Annotated in this window: 18 protein-coding genes; 12 read left to right on the forward strand and 6 right to left on the reverse strand. The window is 70.0% G+C overall.

The features are described from left to right. Positions 1-129: 129 nt before the first annotated feature. From P9849_RS00420 to P9849_RS00435, 4 genes are all read left to right on the forward strand, one after another. Positions 130-456 carry a rhodanese-like domain-containing protein gene (locus tag P9849_RS00420; RefSeq protein ID WP_278267789.1) on the forward strand — a complete coding sequence of 109 codons (327 nt, stop codon included), beginning with the start codon at positions 130-132 and terminating at the stop codon, positions 454-456. Positions 457-493: 37 nt separating this feature from the next. Then, positions 494-1441: a prephenate dehydratase gene (pheA, locus tag P9849_RS00425; RefSeq protein WP_278267790.1), complete on the forward strand. Its 948-nt coding sequence runs from the start codon at positions 494-496 to the stop codon at positions 1439-1441. A 6-nt stretch (positions 1442-1447) separates the two neighbouring features. Next, on the forward strand, positions 1448-1888 hold the full coding sequence (locus tag P9849_RS00430) for an AAA family ATPase (RefSeq protein ID WP_278267791.1): 441 nt from the start codon (positions 1448-1450) through the stop codon (positions 1886-1888). Between the two features lie 174 nt (positions 1889-2062). After that, positions 2063-2272 carry a hypothetical protein gene (locus tag P9849_RS00435; RefSeq protein ID WP_278267792.1) on the forward strand — a complete coding sequence of 70 codons (210 nt, stop codon included), beginning with the start codon at positions 2063-2065 and terminating at the stop codon, positions 2270-2272. Positions 2273-2296: 24 nt separating this feature from the next. On the opposite strand, the gene P9849_RS00440 is transcribed toward P9849_RS00435, so the two are convergent. Next, positions 2297-3364 (reverse strand): diacylglycerol kinase family protein, encoded by a 1068-nt coding sequence (locus P9849_RS00440; RefSeq protein WP_144629675.1) that lies wholly within the window; start codon positions 3362-3364, stop codon positions 2297-2299. A 98-nt stretch (positions 3365-3462) separates the two neighbouring features. On the opposite strand from P9849_RS00440, the gene serS reads away from it, so the two are divergent. After that, the gene (gene serS / locus P9849_RS00445; RefSeq protein ID WP_278267793.1) at positions 3463-4743 is read left to right on the forward strand and encodes a serine--tRNA ligase; all 1281 of its coding nucleotides are present in this window, start codon (positions 3463-3465) and stop codon (positions 4741-4743) included. Between the two features lie 83 nt (positions 4744-4826). Here the strand turns inward: serS and P9849_RS00450 are convergent, their stop codons facing one another. Together P9849_RS00450 and P9849_RS00455 are read right to left on the reverse strand one after the other, a co-directional pair. Further along, positions 4827-5873: a hypothetical protein gene (locus P9849_RS00450; RefSeq protein ID WP_278267794.1), complete on the reverse strand. Its 1047-nt coding sequence runs from the start codon at positions 5871-5873 to the stop codon at positions 4827-4829. A 179-nt stretch (positions 5874-6052) separates the two neighbouring features. Further along, on the reverse strand, positions 6053-6559 hold the full coding sequence (locus tag P9849_RS00455) for a DUF3592 domain-containing protein (RefSeq protein WP_278267795.1): 507 nt from the start codon (positions 6557-6559) through the stop codon (positions 6053-6055). A gap of 206 nt (positions 6560-6765) precedes the next feature. Here P9849_RS00455 and P9849_RS00460 point away from each other — a divergent pair, with 206 nt between their 5' ends. After that, positions 6766-7614 carry an HAD family hydrolase gene (locus P9849_RS00460; protein ID WP_278267796.1) on the forward strand — a complete coding sequence of 283 codons (849 nt, stop codon included), beginning with the start codon at positions 6766-6768 and terminating at the stop codon, positions 7612-7614. Positions 7615-7628: 14 nt separating this feature from the next. Here the strand turns inward: P9849_RS00460 and P9849_RS00465 are convergent, their stop codons facing one another. From P9849_RS00465 to P9849_RS00475, 3 genes are all read right to left on the reverse strand, one after another. Then, positions 7629-8192, reverse strand: a complete 564-nt coding sequence (locus P9849_RS00465; protein WP_278267797.1) for a hypothetical protein — start codon at positions 8190-8192, stop codon at positions 7629-7631. After that, on the reverse strand, positions 8189-8788 hold the full coding sequence (locus P9849_RS00470; protein WP_278267798.1) for a hypothetical protein: 600 nt from the start codon (positions 8786-8788) through the stop codon (positions 8189-8191). The genes P9849_RS00465 and P9849_RS00470 overlap by 4 nt, the downstream gene beginning before the upstream one ends. A gap of 183 nt (positions 8789-8971) precedes the next feature. After that, entirely contained in the window at positions 8972-9460 is a 489-nt protein-coding gene (locus P9849_RS00475; protein ID WP_278267799.1) for an inorganic diphosphatase, read from the reverse strand. A gap of 178 nt (positions 9461-9638) precedes the next feature. On the opposite strand from P9849_RS00475, the gene dacB reads away from it, so the two are divergent. From dacB to ftsH, 6 genes are all read left to right on the forward strand, one after another. After that, positions 9639-11048 (forward strand): D-alanyl-D-alanine carboxypeptidase/D-alanyl-D-alanine-endopeptidase, encoded by a 1410-nt coding sequence (gene dacB / locus P9849_RS00480; protein ID WP_278267800.1) that lies wholly within the window; start codon positions 9639-9641, stop codon positions 11046-11048. A 66-nt stretch (positions 11049-11114) separates the two neighbouring features. After that, the gene (locus P9849_RS00485; protein ID WP_278267801.1) at positions 11115-12221 is read left to right on the forward strand and encodes a zinc-dependent metalloprotease; all 1107 of its coding nucleotides are present in this window, start codon (positions 11115-11117) and stop codon (positions 12219-12221) included. After that, complete coding sequence (gene tilS / locus P9849_RS00490; protein ID WP_278267802.1) at positions 12214-13440, forward strand: tRNA lysidine(34) synthetase TilS; 1227 nt, start codon at positions 12214-12216, stop codon at positions 13438-13440. The genes P9849_RS00485 and tilS overlap by 8 nt, the downstream gene beginning before the upstream one ends. A gap of 17 nt (positions 13441-13457) precedes the next feature. Next, positions 13458-14009, forward strand: a complete 552-nt coding sequence (gene hpt / locus P9849_RS00495) for a hypoxanthine phosphoribosyltransferase (RefSeq protein ID WP_066213334.1) — start codon at positions 13458-13460, stop codon at positions 14007-14009. A 337-nt stretch (positions 14010-14346) separates the two neighbouring features. Further along, a complete protein-coding gene (locus P9849_RS00500) occupies positions 14347-15870 on the forward strand; it encodes a glycoside hydrolase family 32 protein (protein WP_278267803.1) in 1524 nt (507 codons plus the stop codon). Positions 15871-16023: 153 nt separating this feature from the next. Continuing rightward, on the forward strand, positions 16024-18051 hold the full coding sequence (gene ftsH, locus P9849_RS00505; protein WP_278267804.1) for an ATP-dependent zinc metalloprotease FtsH: 2028 nt from the start codon (positions 16024-16026) through the stop codon (positions 18049-18051). Positions 18052-18062 lie beyond the last annotated feature (11 nt).

The raw sequence follows: 18062 nt of genomic DNA on the forward strand, positions 1-18062 counted from the left end.
CCGGAGTGGGACTGTGGACAACTCCAGGATGACGCGTTGTGGAACTCCCACGAGGGCGCTCGCAGGATAGTCTGGGAGCAGTTGTCCCGGCGTCGTGCGCCGGGCCGGAGGCAGAGGAGAAGACGCAGCGTGAGCGAGGTTGAGACCGTACGGGTCCAGGACATTCCGGAAGGCGCCACCATCGTCGACGTCCGCGAGGACTACGAGTGGGAAGCCGGCCATGTGGAGGGTGCGGTGCACGTTCCCCTGAACACCTTGCCCCTGCGGTTCGAGGAACTCGACCCGGACGAGGACCTCTACATCATCTGCCGCACCGGTGGGCGCTCCTGGCAGGCCAGCCAGTGGCTCGTGGGCCAGGGCTACTCCGCCATCAACGTGGCGGGCGGCATGGACGAGTGGTTCGAGGCCGGCCGCCCCATGGTGACCGAGGGGTCCGAGACCCCGCGCGTCCTGTAACGCCCGCCCGCAGACCACCGGAAGAACCGAGCACCCCATGAGCGCTGCAACGCCCCGCTACACCTACCTGGGCCCGGAAGGCACCTTCACCGAGGCCGCGCTCCTCCAGGTGCCCGGCGCCTCCGAAGCCATCCGCATCCCCGTCAGCAACGCCAAGGTGGCCCTCGAGAAGGTGCGCCTGGGCGAGGCCGACGCCGCGATGATCCCCATCGAGAACTCGGTGGAGGGCGGCGTGCCCGCCACGCTGGACGCCATCGCCACAGGCAGCGAGCTCCGGATCATCCGCGAGGTGCTCGTGCCGGTGAACTTCCAGCTGGTCGCGCTGAGGGGGACGGCGCTCGAGGACATCCGGGTCGTCTCGACCCACGGCCACGCCTGGGCCCAGACCCGCGAATGGTTCGACGAGCACCGCCCCGGCGTCGAGTACCTGACCGCGCCGTCGACGGCGGCTGCCGCCGTCGCGCTGCTGGAGAAGGATCCGCAGCACCAGGCCGCCGTGTGCGCGCCGATCGTGGCGCGCAGCCATCCCGAGCTCGAGGTGCTCGCGGAGAACATCGGCGACAACCCGGACGCCGTCACCCGCTTCATCCTCGTGTCGCGGCCGGGCTCGATGCCGCGGCCGACCGGGGCGGACAAGACCACGCTCGTGGTGCCGCTGCCCGAAGACCACCCGGGCGCGCTCATGGAGATCCTGGAGCAGTTCGCCAGCCGGGGCGTGAACCTGAGCCGCATCGAGTCGCGCCCCACCGGCCAGTACCTGGGCCACTACTTCTTCAGCATCGACGCCGATGGCCACGCCCATGAAGCCCGCGTCCAGCAGGCGCTCGCGGGCCTGCACCGCATCAGCCCCGCCACGCGCTTCCTCGGGTCGTATGCCCGGGCCGATGCGCAGTCGCCCGTGGTCGCGCCGCACAATTCGGACGCCGCCTTCGCCGCCGCGGATCAGTGGGTGGCCGGGATCCTGGAGGACGGCGCGGCGGGGTAGGGCCGGATGAAGATCCTCATCACCGGGATGTCCGGAACCGGCAAGAGCACGCTGCTCGCGGGTCTTGCCGCGTGTGGGGTGGCCACCGTGGACACCGACTACGGTCCCTGGACGGATGACGAGGGCTGCTGGGATCAGGCGCTGATGACGGGTCTTCTGGAAACACCGGGCGATCTGGTGGTGTCCGGAACCGTTGAGAACCAGGGGTCCTTCCGCCGGTTCTTCGATCAGGTCGTCCTCCTGTCCGCTCCTCTGGCGGTCATGCTGGAGCGGGTCGCGGACCGTGACAACCCCTACGGGCGCACGACGGCGGACCGGGAGAGGATCGCTCGGCACCTTGCCGAAGTGGAACCACTGCTGCGGGCCGGCGCGGATCTGGAACTGGACGGAACGCTGCCCCGTGAGGAGCTGGTGCGACGGGTGAAGGGACTGCTGGACCGCGGGTGATCAGTGCGTTCGCGGCCTCGGCGCCAGCGCCGCGGCGTGCCTCTATCTGACGGATGCCCGGGCGCGTATGCTTGCCTGAACATTTCCAGTGCGCGCCGGGTCTCAGCGTTCCGGCGGAAAGGCGGGTCTCACCAGGCACGCCGGATTGCGCCCGAACAGAGTCAGGGAGGCACGATGAGTGAGAACGATGGCCAGGGGATGATCGTCAACCCCGTGTCCGACAACGACAACCAGGACTGGGACGGCGACGAGGCGGATCGTGCCGACCGCCTGCGCTTCGCCGAGGAGCAGGCGATGATCAAGGAGCAGTCGGAGCACCACCAGGATGACTCCCTGCGCCGTGCTCAGCAGCAGGCCGACGAGGAGTCCGGCGAGGGCAAGTAGCCTCGCGGCCTCACCCCGAAGACGTCACTGTTCCGGGCGCACCCGCACCGACAGGGACTGCGGCCAGATCTCGACGCTGATGCGGGTGGCGGGCCCGGACGGATCTCCGTCGAGCTGCGTCTCCATCGGCTCCGGGCTCCACACGGTCATCCGGTTCACGGCGTACGAGCGCATGATCGGCAGGACGCCGTTGTGCTTGAACAGCACCTTCAGGTACATGAGGATCCAGCCGGCCACGCTGCGCGGGCTGATCACGACGGCGTCGAGCAGGCCGTCGTCGACCATGGCGTCGGGCAGGAAGTCGAGACCGCCCGGCACCAGCCCGCAGTTGGCGAAGAGGATGCTGCGGATCTTGCGCTTCTGAGGGTGCGCGCCGTCGAGGCTGATCGTGACCGCCTTGCGCCGCCCGCTCAGATGCCGCAGGCCCGCGGCGGTGTAGGCCATCCATCCGATGGTCTTCTTGAGGTCGTCCCGGGTGTCGACGAGCACCTCGGCGTCCATGCCGATCCCCGCCATCACCAGGAACCCGTGCCGCGTGACGGTGCCGTCGACGGCGTTCTGGAGTTCCGCCGTCGCGGTGTCGATCCGCCGTTCCCAGCCGAACAGCGCCGCGCCGACGCAGCCGCGCAGATCGGTGACGTTCATCTGGAGGTTCCGGGCCAGGAGATTCCCCGTGCCGAGGGGGATGAGCCCGAGCGGCACGCCGCTGCCGGCCAGGACTTCGGCGACCGCGCGGACGGTGCCGTCGCCGCCGGCCGCGAGCACGGCGTCGTACCCCTCCTCGAGGGCGGTACGCGCCTGACCGTAGCCGGGATCCTCGACGGTCGTCTCCAGGAAGACCGGCTCGGGCCAGCCCGCGGTCTGGATGGCGTGGCGGATCTGTTCGCGGGCGCCGGCGGCGTTGTTCTTCACCGGATTGATCACGACGGCGATCCGCTGCGGACCGCTGATCGGCGCACTGACCGGCCCGGCCACCGCGCTGCGGCGATGGATCGCTTTGAGGCGCCGGGCGCCCCACCAGCCGGCCACGGCGGACGCGGTGAAAGCGGCCGCGCCACCCGCGAAGAGAACGTACTGACCAGTCTTCCCCATAATGCTCCTAAGCGTACCTGCGAGGGACCCCGTCCGAGCCCGGCCCCCTCGATCCCGCCACTTAGCAGGGACTGAGCCCTATTCGATACCCTTGGACCGTGATCGACGTTAAAGAACTCATTGAGAATCCTGAGAAGTTCCGGGCCAGCCAGCGTGCGCGTGGTGCGGACGAGTCTCTGGTGGACCAGCTGGTCGCCGCGGATGCCACACGTCGGTCCGCCCTGACCCGGTACGAAAACCTCCGCGCCGAACAGAACGCGTTCGGCAAGCGGGTCGCCCAGGCGAAGGGCGAGGAGAAGCAGGCGCTCCTGGCCGAGGTCAAGGAACTGGCGGCCAACGTCAAGGCCGCTGCAGCCGAGGCCGACACGGCTCAGACCACGCAGGACGAGCTGCTGCGGGTGATCCCCAACCTCGTGCTGGACGGCGTTCCGGAGGGCGGCGAGGACGACTACGTGGTTGTGAAGACCGTGGGCGAACCGCGCGAGTTCACCGATTTCGAACCCCGTGACCACCTGGAGATCGGCGAGCTGATCGGCGCCATCGACATGGAACGCGGCGCCAAGGTGTCCGGTTCGCGCTTCTACTTCCTCAGGGGTGTGGGCGCCCGCCTGGAGATGGCACTGCTGCAGATGGCCATGGACCAGGCGATCGCCAACGGCTTCGTCCCGATGATCACCCCCACGCTCGTGCGTCCGGAGACCATGCAGGGCACCGGCTTCGATGTGAAGCACGACGCCGAGATCTACCGCCTGGCCGAGGACGACCTCTACCTGGTGGGCACCTCCGAGGTGGCCCTGGCCGGCTATCACGGCGACGAGATCCTGGACCTGTCCGACGGTCCCATCCGCTACGCGGGCCAGAGCTCGTGCTATCGCCGTGAGGCCGGTTCGCACGGCAAGGACACCCGCGGCATCATCCGCGTCCACCAGTTCAACAAGGTGGAGATGTTCATCTACACGACTCAGGAGGAAGCGGCCGCCGAACACGAGCGCCTGCTGGCCTGGGAAGAGGAGATGCTGGCCAAGTGCGAGCTGCCGTACCGCGTGATCGACACGGCCGCCGGTGACCTGGGCTCCTCCGCCGCACGGAAGTTCGACTGCGAGGCCTGGGTCCCCACGCAGGGCGCCTACCGCGAGCTGACCTCCACCTCCAACTGCACCGGCTACCAGGCCCGCCGCCTGAACATCCGCGAGCGGGTGTTCGCGGAGGACGGGACGCCCAAGGGCACGCGCGCCGTCGCGACCCTGAACGGCACCCTGGCCACGACCCGCTGGATCGTCGCCATCCTGGAGCACCACCAGAACGCGGACGGCTCCGTCACGGTCCCGGCCGCACTCCGTCCGTACCTGGGCGGCCTCGAGGTGTTCCCGGTCCTCTAGGGGCGGCGTTTCACCCCACGGTTTTGTTGATGACCCACGGAAATTTCCGTGGGTCATCAACGTTTCCGGGGGTGCCGTCGGCATCATCGGCCACGCCGCGGAACACCTGCCCTGAGCAGCAGAGCCGCGAACCGCTCGGGACGCCGCAGATCGTCCCAGACCCAGCGGACCACGCCGTAGCCCTCGGCCCGGATCCGATCCTCGCGGCGTTTCTCCTCCACGACCACCCTTGCCGGATCCGTCCCCCTGAGGTCCTGCGCCCGTAGGTATTTCACCAGGCCGTCGAATTCGCCCACGAGCCGCGCCTCCGGCCAGAAGAAGTCCGTCCGCGCGATCTCGCCCTGCGGTCCCGGGATCCGGTGCTGGAGTTCGGGCGCCTCGAAGCCGAGCCGGTGGATGAGGGCCCTGCTCCACGATTCTCCGACCGATTCGGATCGCGGGTCAGCCAGGGCGAGCGCCTCCGACATCCTGCGTCGCGCGGCGTTCGACGGCAGTCTCCCGCAGATCCCCAGCAGGTCCTCCCGTGTCCTGGTGGCGCCCGCCGACCCGCCTCCCGACAGCACCTGGTCCAGCACCACCACGGCGTCGTCGAAGGTCAGGCGGTGAATGGTGTCGAAGAGCAGATCATCGAACGCCTGGACGCGGAGGTCGAGACCGAGGATCGGAACCCGCAGCCGGAGGCTTCCGTCGTCGGCGCCGAGCCTGAGCGCGTCCCGGAATCCGGGCGGGAGCGGGCCCGGCGGAGCGCCCTCCCGAGCGACGCCGGCCCACGCCTCAGCGGCCAGGCCGCTGTCACCGTACAGTCCCGGGAGCGGCCGGCGCCCCAGCTTCTGGGGGAGCGGGGTCAGGAAGTCGACCGTCAGAGGGACGCGGCGCAGCCCGACACCCCAGAGTGCCAGTCCCGTCTCGCGGCAGAAGACCGGTGAACGACCGGTCACAGCCAGCGACGCGATCGTCAGGGCGTAACGGTCCCACGCGGTGCCGGCAAGCCACTCCGCCGTGGGCAGGTAGACGCCTCTGCGCAGCCGGACCAGCCGTCCCTGGCGGAAATCGTGGTGGAGTCGCCAGGGCGTCGGGCCGGACCGCAGACCGGAGGGGGAGGTCACGAAATGGGCGGGTGGGAACTTCATCCCTCCACGATTCGTCATCCGCGACTGTCCTGCGTGGGGCCGTTGCCGGATGTGGACAAACTCCAACGCCAACCACCCACGCGAACGTTGTCGACCCACGGAAATTTCCGGGGGTGATCCCATGAACCGGGGGTGGGCCGGAGGTTGGCGGTGCGTAGGCCGAGCGTGGGCGGGGTGCCTCAGGTGGTCCGCCCCCGGCGCCCACGCCCCCGGAGCCGCCGCATCCCCTTCATCAGGAACACCAGCACCACCGGGATCAGCAGCAGAAACGTGACGAAGAACCCGACGCCCCGGAAGAAGATCCCCCAGGTCTCGTACCCCTCCACGACGGCGCGGGACGGGTTGCCGGGCTCGCGCACCACGGTCACCGGGTCGCCTGCGGCCGGATGGAGATCAGTGGGGATGAGGGCCCGGACGGTCAGCGGTTCGCCGGCGTCATCGGAGTACGACGCGACGATCTGGCGATTGCTCGCCTTCTGGCCGTCCTCCACCCTGACCACGACGCCGGGCGTCCGGGTCCCGTGGGCGAGGAGGTCGTCGTCGTGGGCAGTCATCACGACGCCGGCCACCGCGAACGCCGGGCCGACCAGCAGGATCGCGAGCATGAGAGCGGTGGAGAACCAGCCCTTGACCCGCGGCCACAGGCCCTTCTCCGCCGTCGCTGCGGCCGGCCGGTTCCTCGGCATCGTGCCTTCTCGCCCCCTGTCCGCGGGCCGTGTGCCCACCGGTCTGTACTGTACGTGGAGCCCGGACCGCGGCCCACCCAGGCGAACATCCACACTGTGCGCAAGGCTGTGAGTATTAACCTCCGCGCCCGGCTGTTCACGCTGAATTCACGCCGCGCTGTGACCTGGCTCCTGGCCCGGCGCGCCGTGGAGTGCTTCACTGAATCATGACCATTTTGACTGAACATGCAGTCGCTGACATCGAAGATCAGCAGCAGAATCCCACCGCCCACCTCATCGCCCTGGACGTCGACGGCACCCTCGTGGACCACGACGGCCACATGTCCCCCGGCGTCCGCGAAGCCGCTCAGGCGGTCGTCGCCGCAGGTCACCAGGTGATCATCGCGACCGGCCGTTCCCTGAACGCCACCCTTCCGATCGTCGAGCTCATCGGCCTCACCGAAGGTCATGTGGTGTGCTGCAACGGCGGCGTCACGCTCCGCCTCGACCCCACCCTGGCCGACGGTTACGAAGTCATCCACCGCGAGACCTTCGACCCCGCTCCGGCCCTCACCGCGCTCCGCAAGCGCCTGCCCGTCGCGAAGTACGCCCTCGAGGACTCGGAGGGCCGCTTCCTCTCCACCGAGCGCTTCCAGGACGCCAGTTTCGGCGTCGAGGCCACGGCCGTCGACTTCCACGAGATGCTCGAGGCGGAAGCCGTCCGCGTGGTGGTCTTCAGCTCCGAGAACACGTCCGAGGACTTCACCGAGGCGATCGCCGGCATCGGCCTGAGCGGCGTCACCTACTCGGTCGGCTGGACGGCGTGGCTGGACATCGCCGCGGCCGGCGTCACCAAGGCCAGCGCCCTCGAACGGCTCCGTGCCTCCCTCGGCTGGGATGCCACGCGCACGCTCGCCATGGGCGACGGCCGCAACGACGTCGAGATGCTCGCCTGGGCCGCCCGCGGCGTCGCCATGGGCCAGGCCCCCGAAGAGGTCCGGGCCGTGGCGGACGAGATCACGGCCTCCGTGGACGACGACGGCGCGGCACGCGTCCTGCGTTCCCTCCTCGCGTAGGGGCCGGGTCCGCCTCAGTCGCCGGCGCCGGCAGCTCCCCGGAGCAGCCGGGTCGCCAGGCCGCGCCCGAGGAGCTCCTCGTGCCAGCCAGTCCGGCCCAGGGCCTTGCTGACCGCCTGGGTCGTGATCCCGAGCGCCGACGCCACGGTCTTGTACTGGCCGCGGACGCCGGGCGTCAGCAGGTCCACCACGCGCCACTCGGCCTCGGAACGGGCCGCCACGATCCGGGCGACGAGCCGCAGGGCGCCCTCCGCGTCCAGCGCGGCCTCCGGTGATTCGCCGGCGACCGCCACCGCATAACGGACCTGCCCCTTCCCCAGCGCCACCATGGCGCCCGTGGCCAGATCCCGGGCGAAGCGCGCCGAGGTGTCGTCCACGCCCTGGGCCGCCCCGACCGCGGCGAGCAGGCCGGGATGGCGGGGCGCCAGCAGTGCCGCGCGCACGGCGTCGTCGGCGTCCTGCGTGGTCAGCCACCAGGTCGGCGACGCTTCGGCCTTCCGCGCGCCGAGGGCCCGCAGCGCGTCGGTCGCCTCTGGGGTCATCCGGGAGGCGCGGAAGCAGACGGCGTAACTGTTCATGAGCGGGAGCCTCCGGGGACGGTCGTGGGATCCGCTGCCGGGTCGGGGACGGGCGGCATCCCGAGCGCCAGCCCGGAGCGGAGGTCGATCGCGGTGAACTTCGCCGTGTAGCCGTCGCCGCCGCTGGTGCCGCCCTCCGTGAGGGACAGGATCAGGAGCACGACCCACAGCGGGGCGAACGACCAGCACAGTGTCCGCCAGCCGCCCAGCCAGGCGCCCGCGCGCCTGCCGTCGCTGATCCGGACCCCTCGCATGCCGGCCGCGAGGTCGCCCAGCCCGCCGACGCGGCCGCAGACCATCCCGTACAGGAAGACCACCAGGAACCAGATCGCCGCGGCGGCCCCGGCGTAGGCCCAGAAACTCGTCTGGAACGTGATGGACAGGGATCCCAGCGCATAGCTCTGGACCAGGGCGTTGAAGACCGCGATCAGTGACCCGGCGACCACCAGCACCGCCACCGCGTCCAGGGTCCGGCCCCAGAAGTGCGGCCACCCCTTCTTGGTGACGTAGAGCTGTCCGGTCCGGGGGTGCCGCAGCACGGGCCGGCCCGTGACGGCATCGACGAAGCCGGTGCGCTCCGCGGTGTTCCCACTCATCCGTTCGTCCCTCCGAGGATCCCAGGTCCGGCCGGATTCCCGGCCTCCCTGCAACTGTAATGGCTGGCCTGCGGGCGGGTGCTTCCCTCTCCACCACGACGACGGCGACCCGCCGCGGACCGTCAGTGACAGTCGCGCGGCGGGTCGCCGTCGTCGTGCGTCCGGGGAGTGCCCCGGCGGGGATCAGTGGCCCTGGGCCTGGAAACGCTCGATGGAGGCCTGGAGCTCTGCCTCGGCGGCGGCGCGGTCCGACCAGCCGGCGGCCTTGACCCACTTGCCCGGTTCGAGGTCCTTGTAGCGGGTGAAGAAGTGCTCGATCTCCTTGACCAGGAACTCGTCCAGATCGCCGATCTCCTGCAGGTGGTCGAAGCGCTTGTCGGCCGGCACGCAGACGACCTTGGCGTCGCCGCCGGCCTCGTCCTCCATGTTGAAGATGGCGATCGGGCGGGCTTCCATGACGATGCCGGGGAACAGGTCCACATCCGGGTAGAACACGAGGGCGTCCAGCGGGTCGCCGTCCTCACCCAGGGTGTCGTCGAAGAAACCGTAGTGGGTGGGGTACTGCATCGAGGTGAAGAGGACGCGGTCCAGGCGGACGCGGCCGGTCTCGTGGTCCACTTCGTACTTGACGCGGGAGCCGCGCGGGATCTCGATCGTGACGTCGTGCTTCATGGGAACTCCGTAGCTTGTCGTGCCGCCTCGCGGCGTGAGGTACTGAGCGGCAGGCTGGTGACCCTGCCGCCGACTACTATTGAGGATATAGCCACGGCCTGGGATTTTCTCCGGCCGGGCAGCCCGCAGCAGGCCCATGACGCCGCCGGGCCGGGACGGTGACAGGGGATTCACACACATGAGCAGGGTGGCGCGTGCCGCGGGTTCGGCACTCCTGGTCCTCGTGCTGCTGGCCCTGATCGTCCCCCTCGGAATCCACTGGTCCGGGGCCTCGTTCTCCGCCTCGTCTCAGCCCGCCGTGAGCACCCCGCCCTGGCAGCTGCCGCCGACGGCCCCGGCCCCGCAGAGCGGCGGTCTGCGTTCCAGGGCCCCGCAGCCGTCCCCGGCGGCGCTGTCCGCGCTGCTCGGCAAGACCCTGGCGCCCGACGGCGACGGGAGCTTCGCCGCTCAGGTCGTGGACGCGGCGTCGGGAGCGGTCCTGTACTCGCGCGCCGCTGACGACGCACGCACTCCGGCCTCCAACATGAAGCTGCTGACCGCCGCCGCGGCGCTCCAGTCGCTCGGCCCGGACACCCGCTTCACGACCGAGGTCATCCGCACGGGTCCGTCCTCCCTGACGATCCGGGGCGGGGGAGACGTGCTGCTCACCGCGGGCGCCTCCCAGCCGGACGAGGTGATGGGCCACGCCGGACTGGCGACGCTCGCCTCCCGCACGGTCGCGCAGCTGCGGGCCGCCGGGGTGAAGGGCAAGGTGACGGTCGCGGGGGACGCCGGGCTGTTCAGCGGGCCTGCGCTGAATCCGGCCGTCGACCCGGGGGATGTCGCCGCGGGGGAGACCGCGCCCGTCGCGCCGATGGCGCTGAATTCGGCGCGAACGGACCCCGACGTGCTCACCGGCCCGCGCCCGCAGGATCAGACCGCCACCGTGGTCAAGGCGTTCCTGGCCGCGCTCACCACGGCGGGCGCGACCGGCGGGACCCCTCTCACCTTCGTGGCCGGCGGCAAGGCCGGCCCGGGCGACGTCCTGGCCGGGGTGGACTCCGCCACGGTCGCCGAACAGGTGTCCTGGATGCTGCAGCACTCGGACAACTTCCTGACCGACGTCCTGGGCCGGATGGTCGCCGTGAAGTCCGGCCGCCCCGGAAGCTATGCCGGCGCCATCGCGGCCGTCCGGAGCGAACTCGACCAGCTCGGACTGGACACGCGCGGCATGGTGATCGCGGATCTGAGCGGCCTCTCGGCGGCCAACCGGGTCAGCCCGGCCCAGTTCACCGCGCTGATCCGGCTCATGACCACCGGGTCCAACGCCGCGCTGCGGGCCGCGCTGGACGGCTTCCCGGTGGCGGGGCTCAGCGGAACGCTCAACGCCCGGTACGGGGACGCCTCCAGCAAGGGCGGCGCGGGCCTGGTCCGGGCGAAGACCGGGACGCTCAACACCGTGCTCAGCCTGTCGGGCTACGTGGTGGACGCCGACGGCCGGCTCCTCGTCTTCTCCTTCATCGGGAACGGCCTCACGCCGGGCGCGGCGGGCAACAAAGCCGCCCTCGACGATTCGGCGACGGTGCTCGCCGGCTGCGGCTGCCGCTGAGCCGCTCCGCCCGCATCCGGACCGGAAGCCCGGTGAACTGTCAGCCCGGTAGGGCAGGATGGTGACATGAGCTCTCAGTCCACACCAGCACTCATCGACTGGAATCTGGCCGCGGCCACCGCGGCACGGCTCGCCCCGGCGGGGCCCCGATTGCGCCCGGCCGAGATCGCGGCCGCGGTGCAGGACATCCGGGCCAAAGCCGACGCCTCGGTGGAGCATGTGCACCGGATCACCGGCCTGGAAGCCGCCCGTAATCTGCGGGACTCCCAGGTCCTCGTGGTGGACCGGGCCGGTTGGGCGAAGGCGAACACGCAGGGTTTCGCGGCCATGATGACGCCCGCCCTCCACGCGTTCCGGGAGCGGCTGGCCAAGGACATGACCCCGGGCAGCGCCAAGGTCGGCGGGGCGATCACCGGGGCGCAGATGGGCTCGGTGCTGGCCTTCCTCTCCAGCAAGGTGCTCGGCCAGTACGAGCCGTTCTCCGCCCACCTGAACCAGGGGGAGGGCCACGCGGGGCGACTGCTCCTGGTAGCCCCGAACATCGTGGAGATCGAACGTCAGCTGGGCGTGGACCCGGACGACTTCCGGCTCTGGGTCTGCCTGCACGAACAGACCCACCGCGTGCAGTTCGCCGCGGCGCCGTGGCTGGCCGGTTTCATGATGGAGCAGATCGGGCAGCTGAGCGGCTCCCTCGTGGACAACGCCGGGTCCTTCCTCGAGCGGGCCACGCGTGCCGTCGTGTCCCTGAAGGAGGAGCGACAGGATCCCGAGGCCCCCAAGGGCTCGATCACGGATCTGCTGCAGGGCCCGGAGGAGAAGGCGATCATGTCGCGCCTCACCGGCATCATGAGCCTGCTGGAAGGCCACGCGAACGTGGTCATGGACGCTGTGGACGCCGACGTCGTGCCGAGTGTCCGCACCATCCGGCAGCGATTCAGCGCGCGCGGCAAGGACCGCGGCGTGGTGGAGAAGTTCTTCCGGCGTCTGCTGGGGCTGGACGCCAAGATGCGGCAGTACACGGACGGCGCGCGCTTCGTCCGTGCCGTGGTGGACCGCGTCGGGATGGAAGGCTTCAACAAGGTCTGGGAGCGCCCCGAGAACCTCCCCACCGAGGCCGAGATCCACGACGCCGACACCTGGCTCGTGCGCATGGGGCTCGCCGGCGGTGTCTGAGACGGAGCTCCCGGCGGCTCCCGCGCAAGGCGTCACGACCGCTGTGCCCGGCTCGGTGGACGCCGACCCCGACGCGCGGCCCCGTGGACGCCGGAGCAAGGGGCGGCTCGCCCCGGTCCTGGGGACAGCCCGGCTGCATCTGCGCCAGGCGCTGGAGGATGAAGGATACCTGCCCCGGAATATGGCCCGTGGTCAGCGGGCGCTGAATCCGTCGGGTGACGGCCCCTTGAGAGTGCTCGTCGCGCTGAGCGGAGGCCCGGATTCGCTTGCGTTGGCCGCCGCCGCAGCGTTCTATGCCCGAAGCGGCATGTTCGAGGCCGGCGCCGTCGTGGTGGATCACCAGATGCAGGACGGCTCCGCGGAGGTCGCCCGACGAGCGGCGGGGCAGGCCCTGGGCCTCGGACTGGACCCGGTCCAGGTGGTCACCGTGACGGTCCCCGACACGGGCGATGGGCCGGAGGCGTCCGCCCGGATCGTTCGGCACGCTGCCTTGGAGTCAGCCGCCCGCGACGCCGGCGCCCAGGTGGTCCTGCTCGGTCACACCCTGGACGACCAGGCCGAACAGGTCCTCCTGGCGCTCGCCCGCGGTTCCGGGACTCGCGCGCTGTCCGGCATTCCCCGCCGGCGGGACTTCCCCGAGGGCGCCTACCTGAGGCCGTTCCTGGACCTGCGCCGCGAGGACACGGAAGCCGTGTGTGAGGCGGAGGAGCTGGACACCTGGCAGGACCCGAGCAACGCCGATCCCGCCTTCGCTCGGTCCCGCGTGCGGACCGTGGTGCTGCCGCTCCTGGAGCAGCAGCTCGGCCCGGGAGTCGCGGAGTCGCTGCACCGCTCGGCCCACATCCTCGCGGCCGACGCCGCCTTCCTGGACGCCGAGTCCGAACGGCACTTCGCCGCCCTCGCGGTGACCCATGGGGACGGCGTCCTCGAGCTTCCCGAGCAGGGGCTCCGGGAGCTCCCGGAGGCTCTGCGTGTGAGAGTCGTCGCACTCGCCGTGACCGCGCTGGGCGGCTCGCCGAGTTACGAGAGGCTCCAGGCCGCCGTCGCTCTCCTGAAACGGCAGGGAAGTGCGGGTCCTGTGCAGTTGCCGGGCAAGGTGAGTGTGCATCGCCTGCCGAGGCCCAAAGGGGCGCGCAGGGGCAGCGGGGAGTATGGGAAACTGGTGCTCAGGAGTACCGGGGGTCGCGCGGCAGACGCGGGACTGACAGGCCAAGGCTAGACACAACAGGAGTCAGGGTGGATTCGCAGGACGTCCAGGCAGATCTCAAGGAAATTCTTCTGACCAAGGAGGAGATCCAGCAGCGCATCACGGAACTCGCCGCTCAGATCGACAAGGATTACGAAGGCCGCGATCTGCTGATCGTGGGCGTGCTGAAGGGCGCGGTCATGGTCATGGCGGACCTCGCGAGGGCACTGCACAGCCACGTGACCATGGACTGGATGGCCGTGTCGTCCTACGGCTCCGGGACGCAGTCCTCCGGCGTCGTCCGTATCATCAAGGACCTCGAGACGGACCTGCTCGGCAAGCACGTCCTGATCGTCGAGGACATCATCGATTCCGGCCTGACCCTCTCCTGGCTCAAGGCGAACCTGGAATCCCGTGGCCCCGCGAGCGTGGAGATCTGCACCATGCTGCGCAAGCCGGATGCCGCCAAGGTCGAGATCGACGTCAAGTACGTCGGCAAGGACATCCCCAACGAGTTCGTGGTGGGCTACGGCCTCGACTACGCCGAGAAGTACCGCAACCTGGACTTCGTGGGCAGCCTGGCCCCGCACGTCTACGAGTAGACACCTTCTTCCGGAACCCCGTCCGGACACCGCCCGCGCTGACACAGCCGGGGGTGTTCCGGGCGGGGTTCCGTGCTGTCCGGGTCCATGTTCTTCGCCTGGCCCTGCGCCCTAGTTCCCCTCTTGCGCCCCAATTGAGGCGCAAACGACGAATCTGGGCGCGGAAACAGTGGATTCCAGAGAGCGGGGGCTGGGGAGAGGGAACTCGCGGGTCCCGGTCATGGCCGCTCGGGCTCCCGAGCCATCACCCCGGCTACCCTTCCAGCCCCGGATGCCGTTTAATGTCTCCATGCCCCACAACCCCTGCGCATCTCTCGACACCCTTGACCTAACACGTGTGAGGTCCGGGACTCCCGACCGCCGTCCCGTCCTGCACCACACGGCGGAGAACACCTGGCTCAACGATCCCAACGGCCTGATCTTCCACCACGGGCTCTACCACCTCTACTACCAGAACAACCCGTTCGGGAACGTCTGGGGCAACATGTCCTGGGGTCACGCCACGTCCGTCGATCTGGTGCGCTGGGAGGAGCACGCCGTCGCGATTCCGTGCGAGGACGGGGAGGGCATCTTCTCCGGCAGCGCCGTGTTCGACGCGCGGAACACGAGCGGCCTCGGCACCGCCGAGCGGCCTCCCCTGGTCGCGATCTACACGAGCGCCTACGAGGCGCCGCACCCGCTGGCCGGGCGACAGGCGCAATCGCTGGCCTACAGCCTCGACGGCGGCTTCACCTGGACCAAGTTCGCCGGCAACCCCGTGCTGGACCGGTCTTCCAGCGACTTCCGGGACCCCAAGGTCATCCGCTGCCAGGACCCCGCCGGCGATTTCTGGCTCCTCGTGGCCGTCGAGGCGCTGGAGAGGAAAGTGGTCCTCTATCGCTCGGAGAACCTGCGGGACTGGGAGTTCCTGAGCGAGTTCGGGCCCGCCAACGCCATCGGCGGCGTCTGGGAATGCCCCGACCTCTTTCCGCTCCCGGACCCCGAGCGTCCGGGCCGGGAGAAGTGGGTCCTCCTGGTGAACCTGAACCCCGGCGGCGTGGCGGGGGGCTCCGGCGGCCAGTACTTCGTGGGCGACTTCGACGGCGTGCGCTTCACCCCCGACCCCGGCTCGCTCCTGGCCGAGGGCCCCGTGGATGCGGACGGCCCCGCCTCGGACGCGTCCGCGGCACAACTCGCCAAGTGCCTCTGGCTCGACCACGGCCGCGACTGCTACGCGACCGTCTCCTTCGACAGCGCCCCCGGCGAGGGCCGGGTGCTGATCGGCTGGATGAGCAATTGGGACTACGCCGTCCAGACGCCCACGGACCCGTGGCGCTCCGGGATGACGCTCGCCCGGCGGGCCACTCTGGTGTCCACACCGGACGGCCTGCGGCTCGCCCAGCGGCCGATCCTTCCCGAACCCGGCGCGGGTCAGCGTGTTCAGGAGGCCCGCGGCGTCGCGCTCGAACCTGGCGAACCCTTCGCGTTGGCTGACTTCCCCGACGACGGCGCCCAGCGCATCCTCCTGGCGGTCCGGCCGGGCGCCGCCCCGCTCACCCTCCGCCTGTTCGACGACGGCGAGCGGGCCGCCGTCGTCCGCTACTCGCCGGAGGAGGGGGTACTGAGCCTGGACCGCCGGAACAGCGGCGACGTCGCCTTCCACGGGAAGTTCGCGTCCGTGGAGCGGGTCGGGGCCGCGCTGCGCGACGGGGTTCTGCGGCTCGACCTCATCCTGGACCGCTGCTCGGTGGAGATCTTCACTCAAGACGGTCTCGTGGCCCTGACGGATCTGGTGTTCCGCGAGTCCGGCCAGGTCGGCGCCTCGCTCGTGGGCGGTGCGGGCGCGGTCCTGGAGTCGCTGGAGATCGATCGCCTGAACTGACCGCGGGCGCCCCACTTTCGCCCTGAGGGAACTTTTCGCATCCGATGTGCGTCTGATGGTGGAGACGGTGTAAAGCTAGATTCCAGAGAACTGGGTCCAGCGCCGTGCTCGGGCCAAGCATTCGCAGGAGGGATGGGGCACACGCCCCGGTAGATGAAACTCAAAAATATCGCCAAGGGTCCCTGGATCTGGATCGCCGTCGCGGTGGCCATCATGCTCCTCGCCTTCGCCACGTTCGCGCCGGGTGGACCCGCGCAGATCGACACCAACAAGGGTCTCGAGCTGCTCTCCCAGTCGGGCAAGGTGGACCAGGCCAAGATCATCGACGGCGAGAACCGGGTGAGCCTCACCCTCAAGGATCCCCTCAGCGTCGACGGCCAGGACAAGGGCAAGGACGTCTACTTCAAGTACGTGGATGCCCGCGCCAAGGACGTCGTCACCGCGGTGAACGACGCCAAGCCGTCCAAGGGCTTCCAGGATCAGCCGGTGGAGAGCAACTGGTTCTCCGGTCTGCTGTCCCTGCTGCTGCCCGTGCTGCTGCTCGTCCTCCTGTTCTGGTTCCTCATGTCCCGCATGCAGGGCGGCGGCTCCAAGGTCATGCAGTTCGGCAAGTCCCGGGCCAAGATGCTCAGCAAGGACATGCCGCAGGTGACCTTCGCGGACGTCGCCGGCGCCGACGAGGCGGTGGAGGAGCTCCATGAGATCAAGGAGTTCCTGCGCGAGCCCGGCAAGTTCCAGGCCCTCGGCGCCAAGATCCCGAAGGGCGTGCTGCTCTACGGCCCTCCCGGCACCGGTAAGACCCTGCTGGCCCGCGCCGTCGCCGGCGAGGCCGGGGTCCCCTTCTTCTCCATCTCCGGCTCGGACTTCGTCGAGATGTTCGTCGGTGTGGGCGCCTCGCGTGTCCGTGACCTGTTCGAGCAGGCCAAGGCCAACAGCCCGGCCATCATCTTCGTGGACGAGATCGACGCCGTCGGCCGTCACCGTGGCGTCGGCATCGGCGGCGGCAATGACGAGCGCGAGCAGACCCTGAACCAGATGCTCGTGGAGATGGACGGCTTCGACGCCAAGACCAACGTCATCATGATCGCGGCGACCAACCGCCCCGACATCCTGGACCCCGCCCTGCTGCGTCCCGGCCGTTTCGACCGCCAGATCCCGGTGGACGCCCCGGACCGCAAGGGCCGCGAGGACATCCTCAAGGTGCACGCGAAGGGCAAGCCGTTGGCGCCCGGCGTCGACCTCAACGCCGTCGCCAAGAAGACCCCGGGCTACACCGGCGCCGACCTGGCCAACGTGCTGAACGAGGCCGCGCTGCTCACGGCCCGCTCCAACGCGGACCTGATCGACGACCGTGCCCTGGACGAGGGCGTGGACCGCGTGATGGGCGGCCCGCAGCGCCGCAGCCGCACGCAGAAGGAACACGACCGCAAGATCACCGCGTACCACGAGGGCGGTCACGCTCTGGTGGCCGCGGCCCTGCACAACGCCCCGCCCGTCACCAAGGTGACCATCCTGCCGCGCGGCCGAGCCGGCGGCTACACCCTGGTGGTCCCGGACGACGATCCGCAGGGCTACACCCGCAACGAGCTCCTGGACCGCATGGCCTGGGCCATGGGCGGCCGTGTGGCCGAGGAGATCGTGTTCCACGACCCCACCACGGGCGCCTCCAACGACATCGAGCAGGCCACCACCACGGCCCGCCGCATGGTCACCGAGCTCGGCATGAGCGAGAAGGTCGGCGCCATCAAGGTGGCCGGCGGCGTCTCCAACGTCATGGGCGCCGGCCGCGGCGGCGATGACAGCGGAGTCACCATCTCCAACGAACTCGCGGCCCTGGTCGACGAAGAGGTGCGCAGGCTCCTGGACGACGCCCACGACGAGGCGTACTCCGTGCTGACCGAGAACCGGGACATCCTGGACGCCATGGCACTGGAGCTCCTCGAGAAGGAGACCATCAACCAGGCCGATGTGGAGCGCCTGACGGCGGGCGTGCGCAAGCCTGTCCAGCGCCCGATCTGGCTCTCCAAGGAATCCCGCCCGGTGCAGCACATCGCGCCGGTGCAGTCCAGCCGTGAAAAGGCCCAGCTGGCCGCCCAGCAGGTCCCGGCCACGGCCGAGTCAGACTCCGCGCCGCATGTGATCGAAGATGACGGACAGCCCGAAGGCCCGCAGGGTCTCTGAGCCGGACGGCT

The sequence above is a fragment of the Arthrobacter sp. Y-9 genome (assembly GCF_029690065.1).
GTDB lineage: Bacteria > Actinomycetota > Actinomycetes > Actinomycetales > Micrococcaceae > Arthrobacter_E.